Below are 13,006 nucleotides of genomic sequence, written 5' to 3'. Positions count from 1 at the left end.
TCGGTCTCTCGTTATCAAAGTTTGGTCAAGGACAGGCCGGCCCAGGTGGCGAGCAGCCCGCCGAATACGCTGATGGCTGCATAGCCCAGGGCCAGCGGCACCTGCCCGTTTTCCAGCAGGCGCACCGTATCCAGTGAAAAGGATGAAAAAGTCGTCAGGCCGCCGAGAAAGCCAACCATCAACCCGGCCCGCACCTCGATGGGCACTTCCGGGCGAATCAAAAACAGACCGTATAGAACGCCGATCAGCAGACAGCCCACGATATTAACGGCCAGCGTCGCGGTATAGAAGTGCCGGGGCCAATTTGCGTTGATCCAGTTGCCCGTGGCGAAACGCAACAGCGTGCCGGCGACACCGCCAGCGGAAACGGCAAGTATCAGGGGGATCAAGGTTTTCTCCGCTGCCGTGGGCTCAAGCGATCCAGTTGTGCCAAGTGGTTGAGCTTCTCGCCGATCTTCAGCTCAAGGCCCCGCGGTACTGGCTGGTAGAAGCGCTGGGGTTCGAGTTCATCGGGGAAATAATCTTCGCCGGCGGCATAGGCGTCCGGCTCATCATGGGCATAACGGTATTCTTCGCCATAGCCCAGTTGCTTCATGAGCTTGGTCGGCGCGTTGCGCAGGTGCAGCGGCACTTCGAGGGAGCCGTGTTCGGTGGCGCTGCGCATCGCCGCCTTGAAGCCCATGTACACCGCGTTGCTCTTCGGCGCACAGGCCAGGTACGTGATGGCCTGGGCCACGGCGAGCTCACCTTCCGGGCTGCCGAGGCGCTCCTGCACATCCCACGCCGCCAGGCACAGGCTCAGGGCCCGGGGGTCGGCATTGCCGATGTCTTCGCTGGCCATGCGCACGACGCGCCGCGCCAGGTACAGCGGATCGCAACCGCCGTCGATCATGCGCGCAAACCAGTACAAGGCCGCATCGGGGTTGGAACCGCGGATGGATTTGTGCAGCGCCGAAATCTGGTCGTAGAACGCTTCGCCGCCCTTGTCGAAGCGGCGCCGGGTATCGCCCAGCAGGCTTTGCAGCAGCTCGACGCCAATCTCGCTGTCGTCTTCGGCCAGGTCCGAGGCGTTTTCCAGCAGGTTGAGCAAGCGCCGGCCATCGCCATCGGCGGCGGAAAACAGGATCTGGAAGCCTTCATCGCTGAGGCTCAAATGCCGCTTGCCCAGGCCGCGCTCCTCGGTCAGCGCCCGATGCACCAGCTTGCGCATCGCCGTCTCGTCGAGGCTCTTGAGCACATAGACCCGCGCCCGCGAGAGCAAGGCGTTGTTGAGTTCGAACGAAGGGTTTTCGGTGGTGGCACCGATGAAGATCAGCGTGCCGTCTTCGACGTAGGGCAGGAATGCGTCCTGCTGGGACTTGTTGAACCGGTGCACTTCGTCGACGAACAGGATCGTGCGCTTGCCGTACTGCCCAGCCTGCTGCTTGGCCACTTCCACCGCCTGGCGGATTTCCTTGACCCCGGCCAGCACCGCCGACACCGTTTCGAAGTGAGCGTCCGAGACTTCCGCCAGCAGCCGCGCCAGGGTGGTCTTGCCCACGCCCGGCGGGCCCCAGAAGATCATCGAGTGCAGGGCGCCCTGCTCCAGGGCCTCGCGCAGAGGCTTGCCGCGAGCGAGCACATGCTCCTGGCCGACGTACTCATCCAGGTTGGTCGCGCGCAAGCGGGCGGCCAATGGCTGGGCAATCGGGGCGCTTCGAAACAGGTCCATGATTACTACAAAACCTCCGCTGGGTCCTGTTGCCATTCCTCTCTGCCGGAGCAGATCCATGGGAGCCAATCTGTGGGAGCAAGGCTTGCCCGCGATACAAACACCTCGGTGCATCTGGTGGACCGAGACGATGCAATCGCGGGCAAGCCTTGCTCCCACAGACCTTTTCCCACAGACCTTTTCCCACAGGCCATTTCCAACAGGGGGCCAGTGTTTATTCCTGGATCACATCGGCACCCTTGGGGATGTCGAACTTGAACTTGGACGCGGCGATCGGCTCGTTGGCCTTGACCCCGGTGAACAGGATATTGGTGCGCTGGCCGACACTGTCGATCAACTGCATGTCGTTGACCAGGCCGTTGCGGAACGACAGGCGCAGGCTGTCGAACAGGCTGTCCTTGGTCTTGGGCTTGAGGGTGAAGTCAATCACGCCACCGGCCTCCTTGGAGGTGATCTCGAAGCTCTGGCTGATCTCGGAGATGTCACCGGACAGCAACAGCGCCGGCGTCTGGGTCAGGCGCTGGTCGAGGGTCTTGATGGTCACCTGTTCCAGGTCCGGGTCCCACAGGGAGACTTTCTTGCCGTCGGACACCATCAGTTGTTCGGCTGGTGCATCCGTGTGCCAGTAGAACAGGCCCGGGCGCTGCAGGGCCATGTCGCCAGCGGTTTCCTGCAATTGGGTGCCACTGCCATCGAGGGTCAACTGGGAAAAACGTGCGGTCAAGGTCTGGGAGCCCCCCAGCAATTGGGTCAGGCGAGCCACGTCCTTTTCGCCGGCGTGGGCCGACAAGGTAGACAAGGCCAGTACGGGCAACAGCAACATGCGAATCAGGCGCATGGGAGTCCTCATGAAGTCGTGGGGGTTCGAGCGGCGCTTCGGCAGGCCGCCCGGGTCATTAGTCGCGCATCGGGCCCGGCGCCAGTACTTCGCGCGAGCCGTTGGTGTTCATGGCCGTCACCACCCCGGCCATTTCCATGGCTTCGATCATGCGGGCGGCGCGGTTGTAGCCAATCTTCAGCTTGCGCTGGACGGCGGAAATCGAGGCCCGGCGGCTCTCCAGGACAAACTGCACCGCTTCGTCATAGAGCGCATCGGTTTCAGCGTCGTCGTCACCGCCGCCACTGCTGCCCTCGAAACCGCTGCCGGCCTCTTCGACACCGTTGAGGATGTCGTCGTTGTATTCAGGCGCGCCACGCAACTTCCAAGCTTCCACCACGCGGTGCACTTCGTCATCGGAAACGAACGCACCGTGCACACGAATCGGCAGGCTGGTGCCCGGCGGCATATAGAGCATGTCACCATGCCCCAGCAACTGCTCGGCGCCACCCTGGTCGATGATGGTCCGCGAGTCGATCTTGCTCGATACCTGGAACGCCATGCGGGTCGGGATGTTGGCCTTGATCAGGCCGGTGATCACGTCCACCGACGGCCGCTGCGTGGCGAGGATCAAGTGGATACCAGCCGCACGGGCCTTCTGGGCGATACGGGCGATCAGTTCTTCGACCTTCTTGCCGACGATCATCATCATGTCGGCGAATTCGTCCACCACCACCACGATGGTCGGCAGCTTGTGCAGCAGCGGCGCTTCGTCGTGGATGCTCTCGCGGTGATACAACGGATCGCTCAATGGCGTACCGGCCTCTTCGGCCTCCTTGACCTTGGCGTTGAAGCCCGACAGGTTGCGCACGCCCATCTTCGCCATCAGCTTGTAGCGGCGCTCCATCTCGGCGACGCTCCAGCGCAGGGCGTTGGCGGCGTCCTTCATGTCGGTGACCACCGGGCACAGCAGGTGCGGAATGCCTTCGTAGATCGACAATTCGAGCATTTTCGGGTCGATCATGATCAGCTTGGCGTCTTCCGGGCCGGACTTGAACAGAATCGACAGGATCATCGCGTTCACGCCCACCGACTTACCGGAACCGGTGGTACCGGCCACCAGCAGGTGAGGCATCTTCGCCAGGTCGGTGATGACCGGCTTGCCGCCGATGTCGTGGCCCAGGGCCAGGGTGACCGGCGACTTGTGGTTGTCATACTCAGGCGTCGACAGCACTTCGGAGAAGCGCACGATCTGGCGGTCTTCGTTGGGAATCTCGATGCCCACGGTGGTCTTGCCGGGAATCACCTCCACCACCCGCACGCTGGTCACGGCCAGGGAACGCGCCAGGTCTTTCGCCAGGTTGGCGATGCGACTGACCTTCACGCCGGCAGCGGGCTGGATTTCGTAGCGGGTAATCACCGGGCCCGGGTGGATCGAATCCACCGACACCTCGACCCCGAACTCCTTGAGCTTGATCTCCAGCAAGTGGCCGACGGCCGCCAGGGATTCGGGGGAATAATTGAGCTGTTTCTTCTCGGCCGGGTCCAGGATCGAGATCGGCGGCAAGGTGCCTTCCACTGCACTGTCGACGAACAGCGGCGCCTGTTTCTCTTTCTGTACGCGCTTGCTCTGCTCCGGCGGCTTGGCCGGGGCCATGGTGATGACCGGCGGCACCTGTTTTTCGCGCTCGGACATGTGTTTGCTCAAGGCCTGCTCACGCTCGATCAGGCGCTCCTTGACCTTGGCCTGCTCGCGCTTGTCCGGCGTCGTCGGGGCCACCACGTCGTGGACGCGGTCGTCGACTTCACGCAGTTGCGCCACCAGTTGCTTGCGCTCGGTGCGCGCCGCCCACCAGCGGTTCATGGCGCCCTGGATCAGTTCGATCAGGTCGAGGGTGATCTTGCCCGTGACGTCCATGACCTTGAACCAGGACAGGTCGGTGAACACCGTCAGGCCAAACAGGAACAGGGCGATGAACAACAACGTGCTGCCCTGGATGTTCAGGGCATTCCTGGCCAGGTCACCGAGGCTTTCCCCCAGGGCACCACCCGCCCCGGCCGGCAAACCGGTGGGCGCATGGAAATGGATATGGGCCAGCGCGGCCCCCGACAACACCAGGAATACCAGGCCGATCAGGCGCCAGGAGAACAACCAGCCGCTCCACTGCCACGGCTCGTGGCGCTGGCGGAAGATCTGGTAGGCCTTGATCGCCAGCAGCAACGGAAAAATGTAGGCGAAATAGCCCAGCACCATGAACAGGATGTCGGCGCTGTAGGAACCGGCCGGACCGCCAAAATTCTGCACGTCGTCGATCTTGCTGTTATGGCTCCAGCCCGGATCGTCCTTGCCGTAGGTCAGCAAGGCCATCATCAGGAACAGGCACAGGGCACCGATGGCGATCAATGCACCTTCCTTGAGCCGGTAGTGCAGTTGCTGGCGCCAGAGCGGAACGACTGGTTTGGGTGCTGCGGTGGATTTCTTCAAAACGCTTCTTTTCCTGCGCCAACGGCGCGTCCATCTGTTGAATGACTATAAAAAACTGCCCATGACGAGCAGGTAAAAAAGTGAATGTGCACAACCGGTACTACTTTTACCACTGTGAGGTGCATCCAGAAAACTGCAGGCGTGGCCGAAAATTCTGATCTTTAGCCCATCCCGCGTTCAAAACCCAGGCATTGTACGGGTTTGTCTGCACCAATTGGACCATGCATTCTCTTTTGTGACAAAGGCTTATGAGGTGTTTTTATGAGCGAAGTGAAGCATTCACGCCTGATCATTCTGGGTTCCGGCCCTGCGGGGTACAGCGCGGCCGTCTATGCCGCCCGCGCCAACCTCAAACCCGTTGTCATTACTGGCCTGCAGGCCGGTGGCCAGCTCACCACCACCGTGGAAGTCGATAACTGGCCCGGCGATGTCGAAGGCCTGACCGGCCCGGTACTGATGGAGCGCATGCAACGGCACGCCGAGCGTTTCGACACGCAGATCGTCTACGACCATATCCACACCGCCAAGTTGCAGCAGCGCCCGTTCGAATTGATCGGCGACAGCGGCATCTATACCTGTGATGCGCTGATCATTGCCACCGGCGCCTCGGCCCAGTACCTGGGGCTGCCCTCGGAAGAAAGCTTCGCCGGCAAAGGGGTTTCCGCGTGCGCGACGTGCGATGGCTTTTTCTATCGCAACCAGGTGGTAGCGGTAGTCGGCGGCGGCAATACCGCGGTCGAGGAAGCCCTGTACCTGTCGAACATCGCCAGGGAAGTGCACCTGATCCACCGCCGCGACAAGCTGCGCGCCGAGAAAATCCTCCAGGACAAACTCTTCGAAAAGGCCACTAACGGCAATATCAAGCTGCACTGGAACCAGAACCTGGATGAAGTCCTGGGCGACGCCAGCGGCGTGACCGGCGCACGCCTGCGGCACAGCGAGACCGGCGAAACCAGCACCTTGTCCCTCGCCGGGGTGTTCATTGCCATCGGCCACAAACCCAACACCGATCTGTTCCAGGGCCAGTTGACGATGCGCGACGGCTACCTGCTCGTGCATGGCGGCAGCGAAGGCAACGCCACCGCGACCGATATCGAAGGCGTATTCGCCGCAGGCGACGTGGCCGACCATGTCTATCGCCAGGCGATTACCTCCGCTGGCGCCGGCTGCATGGCCGCACTCGACGCGGAGAAGTATCTCGATGACATCCCTGCCGTTTGACGGTTAACCTTCCAGGCGGGTACTCGCTGACCGGCGAGACCCGCATCTGCCGCCCTCCCCTTCTACAAGCCGGACACCCATGCTGACCTGGTTACAACGCAACAGCCTCGAATTTCCGCCACTGGCAAAAGCCATGCGCGATCCCAACGGATTATTGGCCGCCGGTGGCGATCTATCCGCCGACCGGCTGATCCAGGCCTACCGCCACGGCTGCTTCCCATGGTTTTCCGAGGGGCAACCGATCCTGTGGTGGTCGCCGGATCCACGCACGGTGTTGCTTCCCGACGAACTGCACATATCCCGCAGCCTGGGCAAACTGTTGCGCAAGCAGCGCTATGACGTGACGTTCGATCAGGATTTTGCCGCGGTCATCCAGGCCTGCGCGGCGCCGCGAGACTATGCCGAAGGCACCTGGATCACCGACGCCATGCAAACCGCTTATCTGGAACTGCACCGACGTGGTTTCGCCCACTCGGTGGAAGTCTGGGACCAGGGGGTGCTGGTGGGCGGCCTGTATGGCTTGGCCATGGGCCAGTTGTTTTTTGGCGAGTCCATGTTCAGCCGAGCCGACAATGCGTCGAAATTCGGCTTCGCCACCCTGGTCCAACACCTCAAGGCCGCCGGTTTCGTGCTGATCGACTGTCAGATGCCCACCGAGCACCTGCACAGCCTGGGCGCTCGGTCGATTCCACGCACCGAATTTGCGGGCTATCTAAAGGCACATCTGGACCTGCCCAACCAGGCAACATGGGTTTGCTGAGCGACATTCGCGCTCCTGGCTTACAATTAAATCCAAAGCTTATTCCGAGGGCCGATCATGACCGAGTTGGCGCGTTTGAAGTTCTATGCCACTCAGCCCCACTCTTGCAGTTACCTGCCGGAGGAGCAGGCCACGACGCTGTTCCTCGACCCTAGCCAGCCCATGGATGTGCATGTCTACGCAGACCTGTCGGAAATGGGCTTTCGTCGTAGCGGCGATCATCTCTACCGGCCCCATTGCCAGCATTGCAACGCCTGCGTCCCGGCGCGCATTCCCGTGGCGCAATTCTTGCCCAATCGCCAGCAGAAACGCATTTTCAAGCGCAACGCCGACCTTCAGGTCCGGCCGGCCAAGCCGCAGTTCACCGAGGAATACTTCGACCTGTACCAACGCTACATCGAACAACGCCATGCCGATGGCGACATGTACCCGCCCAGCCGGGATCAGTTCTCGACCTTCCTGGTGCGTGACCTGCCGTTTTCCCGCTTCTATGAGTTCCGACTGGAGGGACGGCTGGTCGCCATCGCTGTCACGGACCTGCTGCCCAACGGCCTTTCAGCGGTGTACACCTTCTATGAGCCGGAGGAAGAACGGCGCAGCCTGGGGCGCTTTGCCATTCTCTGGCAAATCAACGAAGCCCGGCGCCTGGGACTGGAAGCGGTGTACCTGGGCTACTGGATCAAGAACTGCAAGAAAATGAACTACAAGACCCAATATCGGCCTATCGAATTGCTGATTAACCAGCGATGGGTCGTCCTGAGTTAGAAGCCTTTGGCTTAAAAGTTAGAACCCCTTGGCTTGAACCCCCTTTTTCGGGCACAATGCACGCCGCTTTTGCCTGGCGCAGTTGCACCGGGCCATTCACTGGATACCGAGGGCTTTACTGCATGTCGAAAGAAGACAGCTTCGAAATGGAAGGCACTGTCGTCGACACCCTGCCCAACACCATGTTTCGTGTGGAGTTGGAAAATGGGCACGTCGTAACCGCGCATATCTCCGGCAAGATGCGCAAGAACTACATTCGTATTCTTACCGGTGACAAAGTGCGCGTCGAGCTGACGCCCTATGACTTGAGCAAAGGGCGCATCACTTACCGCGCTCGCTAACAAGTCAATACAAGACGCCCGGCTAGATGCCGGGCGTTTTTGTTTGCCTGCGATTTGATGCCCCCGCCCTCCTTGTGGGAGCGAGCTTGCTCGCGATAGCAGAGGGTCAGCTTGCATTGATGCAGGATGTGCCGCCGCCATCGCGAGCAAGCTCGCTCCCACAGGAATTGGCGGTGGGGCCAGTAACAGCAAAAAGGCGCCTTTCGGCGCCTTTTGCTTTGTTGCAGTCAACGGTCAGGCCATTTCGGCCGTGGTTTCGAAGTCGAAGGTCAGTTCGCCGTCCTTGATGTCGATGTGAACCACACCGCCATGCTCGGCCAGCTCGCCAAAGAGAATCTCCTCCGCCAGCGGACGCTTGATCTTGTCCTGGATCAAGCGAGCCATCGGCCGCGCGCCCATCGTCACATCGTAACCACCTTCGGCCAGCCAACTGCGGGCCGCATCGGTCACCTCCAGCAACACACGCTTGTCTTCGAGCTGAGCCTGAAGTTCGGTAAGGAACTTGTCCACCACGCTCTTGATGACTTCATGACTGAGGCGACCGAACTGGATAATGGTGTCCAGGCGGTTGCGGAATTCAGGCGTGAAGCTCTTCTTGATCACTTCCATCGCATCGGACGAGTGGTCCTGATGGGTGAAACCGATCGAAGCGCGAGCTGCGGTTTCGGCGCCGGCGTTCGTGGTCATGATGACGATCACGTTGCGGAAGTCCGCCTTGCGCCCGTTGTTATCGGTCAGCGTACCGTGGTCCATCACCTGCAGGAGCAGGTTGAAGACTTCCGGATGCGCCTTCTCGATTTCGTCGAGCAGCAATACGCAGTGCGGTTGCTTGGTGATGGCTTCGGTCAACAGGCCGCCCTGGTCGAAACCGACATAGCCCGGAGGCGCACCGATCAGACGCGATACGGTGTGGCGCTCCATGTACTCGGACATGTCGAAGCGCACCAGCTCGATGCCCATCGCCTTGGCCAACTGCCGCGCCGCCTCGGTCTTGCCGACGCCGGTAGGACCGGCGAACAGGAACGAACCCACCGGCTTGTCCGGCGACTTGAGACCGGCGCGGGACAGCTTGATGGCGGTCGACAGCGAGTCGATGGCCGCATCCTGGCCGAACACCGTCAGCTTCAGGTCACGCTCCAGGTTACGCAGCAGTTCCTTGTCGGAACTGGTGACGTGCTTGGGCGGGATCCGCGCGATTTTCGCCACGATGTCCTCGACCTGAGGCACTTCGATGCGCTTGACGCGTTTCTCCACAGGCTGCAGGCGCTGGTAGGCACCCGCTTCGTCGATGACGTCGATGGCCTTGTCCGGCATGTGCCGGTCGTTGATGTAGCGCGAGGCCAGTTCAGCGGCCGCGCGCAGGGCTTCATCGCTGTATTCGATGTTGTGGTGCAGCTCGAATCGCCCCTTCAGGCCGCGCAGGATGCCAATGGTGTCTTCCACCGAAGGCTCCGACACATCGACCTTCTGGAAACGCCGGGCCAGGGCACGGTCTTTCTCGAAGATCCCGCGAAATTCCTGGAACGTGGTCGAGCCGATGCAACGGATATCACCCGAAGACAGCAGCGGCTTGAGCAGGTTCGACGCATCCATGACCCCGCCCGACGCCGCCCCGGCACCGATAATGGTGTGGATTTCGTCGATGAACAGGATCGCCTGCGGACGTTTTTTCAGTTCGCCGAGCAACGCCTTGAAGCGCTTCTCGAAATCACCGCGGTATTTGGTACCGGCCAGCAAGGCACCCAGGTCGAGGGAGTACACCACGCTGTTGGCCAACAGGTCCGGCACCTGGTTGTCGACGATGCGTTTGGCCAGGCCTTCGGCAATCGCGGTCTTGCCCACGCCTGCCTCGCCCACCAGCAATGGGTTGTTCTTGCGCCGCCGGGCCAGGATCTGGGCCACGCGCTCGACTTCCGCCTCGCGCCCGACCAGCGGATCGATCCGGCCCTGGCGTGCCAGTTCGTTCAGGTTGCTGGCATAGGCATCCAATGGGTTGCCTGAAGAAGAAGACTCACCGCCCTCGTCGTCCTGCATATCCTGCTCACCCTCGGAATGATCGCCATGCCCAGGCACCTTCGAGATGCCATGGGCGATGTAGTTGACGACATCGATACGCGCAACGCTCTGCTGCTTGAGCAGGAACACTGCCTGGCTTTCCTGCTCGCTGAAGATGGCAACCAGCACGTTGGCGCCGGTGACTTCGCGCTTGCCCGAGCTCTGTACGTGGAAGACAGCACGCTGCAGGACACGCTGGAAGCCCAGGGTTGGCTGGGTTTCACGATCCTCGTCATGCACGGGGATCAATGGCGTGGTGGAGTCGATGAACTCCTGCAGATCATGCTTGAGTTTATCGAGGTTCGCGCCGCAGGCACGCAAAACGGTGGCGGCAGCCTCGTTATCCAATAGGGCCAGCAGCAGGTGCTCGACGGTCATGAATTCATGACGCTTCGAACGAGCCTCCTTGAAGGCAAGATTGAGGGTGACTTCGAGCTCGCGGTTTAACATAGCTTCACCTCATACCCAAGTGGTCGGCGTTAACCGTCCTTCTCGATTTCACAGAGTAGCGGATGCTGGCTTTCCCGGGCGTACTGGTTGACCTGCATAGCCTTCGTCTCGGCGATGTCGCGGGTAAACACGCCACATACTGCCCGTCCCTCTGTATGGACGGCCAGCATGACCTTGGTCGCCAGCTCCCGATTCAGGTTAAAAAACACCTCGAGCACTTCGACGACGAAATCCATCGGTGTGTAGTCATCGTTGAACAAAACCACCTTGTACATCGGTGGCGCCTGTAATGCGGGCTTTGCTTCCTGAACAGCAATGCCTGCGGAATCGTCGTCGTGTAGATCCGGGCGATCCTGATTGAATGTTAGTCGAATCTGGCTGACTGCATGCATGGAAAGAAAGGTTCGTTTAGTTGGCGAATACAGTGATGGGGGCGCTTGTGGGCGATTTCAACCACGACCACCGGAGCCACCTTGACTATCGGGAAAACGGTGTTACAACCAATAGAGCCCATCGTGGGTTAAAAAGGTCCGTGGAATCTATCCTGTACAAGAAGATTAACCTGCGGATGGACTGGATGATACTCCAGTGATGGAGTGCGTTGCAGAGGGAAATGGGTTATGTCGGTCGTCAAGATGAAAGGTAAGGTGAAATGGTTCAATAATGCCAAGGGTTACGGTTTCATTCTTGCGGACGGCAAGGATATTGGAGACCTGTTCGCCCATTTTTCGGTGATCGAGATGGACGGCTACAAGACCCTGAAGGCCGGGCAACCGGTGACATTCAACGTCATCCAGGGGCCCAAGGGCCTGCACGCGATCAACATCAAGGTTGTCCTCGCCGAAGACGCGCCCGCGCCCGCCCCTGCCAATGTCATTGTCAGGGTCACCGAGACCCACTGACCGGCAGTCGCCACCCCGCCTGAATGAAAATGCCCGGCTCGATCACTCGAGCCGGGCATTCGCGTTGAGCGCCGATTCGCTTACATGTGCGAGATCAGGGCATCACCGAAGCCCGAGGACGATACCAGCTTGGCACCCTCCATCAGGCGTTCGAAGTCATAGGTCACGGTCTTGGCCGAAATCGCGCCGTTGGTGCCCTTGATGATCAGGTCGGCCGCTTCGGTCCACCCCATGTGGCGCAGCATCATTTCCGCCGACAGAATCAGCGAGCCCGGGTTGACCTGGTCCTTGCCGGCATACTTGGGCGCGGTACCGTGGGTGGCTTCGAACATCGCCACGGTGTCGGACAGGTTGGCGCCCGGCGCGATACCGATACCGCCCACTTCCGCCGCCAGGGCGTCGGACAGGTAGTCACCGTTCAGGTTCAGGGTGGCGATCACGTCATACTCGGCCGGGCGCAACAGGATCTGCTGCAACATCGCATCGGCGATGGCGTCCTTGACGATGACGTTCTTGCCGGTCCGCGGGTTCTTGAACTGCATCCACGGCCCGCCGTCGAGCAGGGTCGCGCCGAACTCTTCGGCTGCCACTTCGTAGGCCCATTCCTTGAAGGCACCTTCGGTGAACTTCATGATGTTGCCTTTATGCACGATGGTCAGCGAATCGCGGTCGTTGTCGACCACATATTGCAGGGCCTTGCGAGCCAGGCGCTTGGTGCCCTGCTTGGAAACCGGCTTGACGCCGATGCCGCAATCCTCGTCGAAACGGATCTTGGTCACGCCCATTTCTTCTTTCAGGAACTTGATGACCTTGGTGGCTTCGGGCGAGCCGGCTTTCCACTCGATGCCCGCGTAAATGTCCTCGGAGTTCTCGCGAAAGATCGTCATGTCCACGTCGCCAGGCTTCTTGACCGGGCTTGGCACACCTTCGAACCAGCGCACCGGACGCAGGCAGACATACAGGTCGAGCTGCTGGCGCAGCGCTACGTTCAACGAACGGATACCGCCACCCACCGGCGTGGTCAGCGGGCCCTTGATGGAAACCACGTAGTCCTTGACCGCATCCAGGGTTTCCTGGGGCAACCAGGTGTCCTGGTCGTAGACCTGGGTCGCTTTCTCACCGGCATAGACTTCCATCCAGGAAATCTTGCGCTTGCCGCCATAGGCCTTCTGAACCGCAGCGTCCACAACCTTGATCATGACCGGACTGATATCGACGCCAATGCCGTCGCCTTCGATGAAGGGGATGATCGGGTTGTCGGGAACATTAAGAGAATGGTCTGCATTGACGGTGATTTTGTCACCGACGGCTGGAACCTGAATCTTTTGATACCCCATGCTGAACTCCATTGCTTGGATTGAACATCTGGCTGCGTTCGAGCGTACCCCAGTTGAATCGGCACGCAAACCCTACGTTAGGCCCATCGGCGGCAAAGCGTTGCACTTCGCCGCGTACAACCCTGAAAACCAAGGGAAAAGCGCCAAACATGAGCATAGTCC

At 60.4% G+C, this 13,006-nt stretch carries 12 protein-coding genes; 5 read left to right on the top strand and 7 right to left on the bottom strand.

Annotated features, from left to right (window positions below; all coding sequences use genetic code 11):
• Positions 1–14: 14 nt before the first annotated feature.
• From crcB to AO356_RS22200, 4 genes are all read right to left on the bottom strand, one after another.
• Positions 15–389 carry a fluoride efflux transporter CrcB gene (crcB, locus tag AO356_RS22215; RefSeq protein ID WP_060741565.1) on the bottom strand — a complete coding sequence of 125 codons (375 nt, stop codon included), beginning with the start codon at positions 387–389 and terminating at the stop codon, positions 15–17.
• Positions 386–1,711: a replication-associated recombination protein A gene (locus AO356_RS22210; RefSeq protein ID WP_046064131.1), complete on the bottom strand. Its 1,326-nt coding sequence runs from the start codon at positions 1,709–1,711 to the stop codon at positions 386–388. The genes crcB and AO356_RS22210 overlap by 4 nt, the downstream gene beginning before the upstream one ends.
• Before the next feature lie 214 nt (positions 1,712–1,925).
• Positions 1,926–2,549, bottom strand: coding sequence for an outer membrane lipoprotein chaperone LolA (gene lolA, locus AO356_RS22205; protein WP_003203330.1), 624 nt, complete (start codon positions 2,547–2,549; stop codon positions 1,926–1,928).
• A gap of 58 nt (positions 2,550–2,607) precedes the next feature.
• Positions 2,608–5,013: a DNA translocase FtsK gene (locus AO356_RS22200; protein ID WP_060741564.1), complete on the bottom strand. Its 2,406-nt coding sequence runs from the start codon at positions 5,011–5,013 to the stop codon at positions 2,608–2,610.
• A gap of 261 nt (positions 5,014–5,274) precedes the next feature.
• Here AO356_RS22200 and trxB point away from each other — a divergent pair, with 261 nt between their 5' ends.
• The 4 genes from trxB to infA all read left to right on the top strand — a co-directional run bounded on the left by trxB (position 5,275) and on the right by infA (position 8,100).
• Complete coding sequence (gene trxB / locus AO356_RS22195) at positions 5,275–6,234, top strand: thioredoxin-disulfide reductase (RefSeq protein WP_060741563.1); 960 nt, start codon at positions 5,275–5,277, stop codon at positions 6,232–6,234.
• Between the two features lie 79 nt (positions 6,235–6,313).
• Positions 6,314–6,994, top strand: coding sequence for a leucyl/phenylalanyl-tRNA--protein transferase (gene aat / locus AO356_RS22190; protein WP_060741562.1), 681 nt, complete (start codon positions 6,314–6,316; stop codon positions 6,992–6,994).
• Between the two features lie 57 nt (positions 6,995–7,051).
• The gene (locus AO356_RS22185; protein WP_053123176.1) at positions 7,052–7,759 is read left to right on the top strand and encodes an arginyltransferase; all 708 of its coding nucleotides are present in this window, start codon (positions 7,052–7,054) and stop codon (positions 7,757–7,759) included.
• Between the two features lie 122 nt (positions 7,760–7,881).
• A complete protein-coding gene (gene infA / locus AO356_RS22180; RefSeq protein ID WP_002553999.1) occupies positions 7,882–8,100 on the top strand; it encodes a translation initiation factor IF-1 in 219 nt (72 codons plus the stop codon).
• A gap of 234 nt (positions 8,101–8,334) precedes the next feature.
• Here the strand turns inward: infA and clpA are convergent, their stop codons facing one another.
• Both clpA and clpS read right to left on the bottom strand, forming a co-directional pair.
• Positions 8,335–10,605, bottom strand: coding sequence for an ATP-dependent Clp protease ATP-binding subunit ClpA (clpA, locus tag AO356_RS22175; protein WP_024616766.1), 2,271 nt, complete (start codon positions 10,603–10,605; stop codon positions 8,335–8,337).
• 29 nt (positions 10,606–10,634) lie between these two features.
• A complete protein-coding gene (gene clpS, locus AO356_RS22170) occupies positions 10,635–10,997 on the bottom strand; it encodes an ATP-dependent Clp protease adapter ClpS (RefSeq protein WP_003180089.1) in 363 nt (120 codons plus the stop codon).
• A gap of 228 nt (positions 10,998–11,225) precedes the next feature.
• Between clpS and AO356_RS22165 the strand changes: the two genes are divergently transcribed.
• Entirely contained in the window at positions 11,226–11,507 is a 282-nt protein-coding gene (locus AO356_RS22165) for a cold shock domain-containing protein (protein ID WP_060741561.1), read from the top strand.
• An 80-nt stretch (positions 11,508–11,587) separates the two neighbouring features.
• Here the strand turns inward: AO356_RS22165 and icd are convergent, their stop codons facing one another.
• Positions 11,588–12,844 (bottom strand): NADP-dependent isocitrate dehydrogenase, encoded by a 1,257-nt coding sequence (gene icd / locus AO356_RS22160; protein ID WP_060741560.1) that lies wholly within the window; start codon positions 12,842–12,844, stop codon positions 11,588–11,590.
• Positions 12,845–13,006 lie beyond the last annotated feature (162 nt).

This window comes from Pseudomonas fluorescens (genome assembly GCF_001307275.1).
Lineage (GTDB): Bacteria > Pseudomonadota > Gammaproteobacteria > Pseudomonadales > Pseudomonadaceae > Aquipseudomonas > Aquipseudomonas fluorescens_AA.
This window is presented reverse-complemented; position numbering and strand designations above follow the sequence as displayed.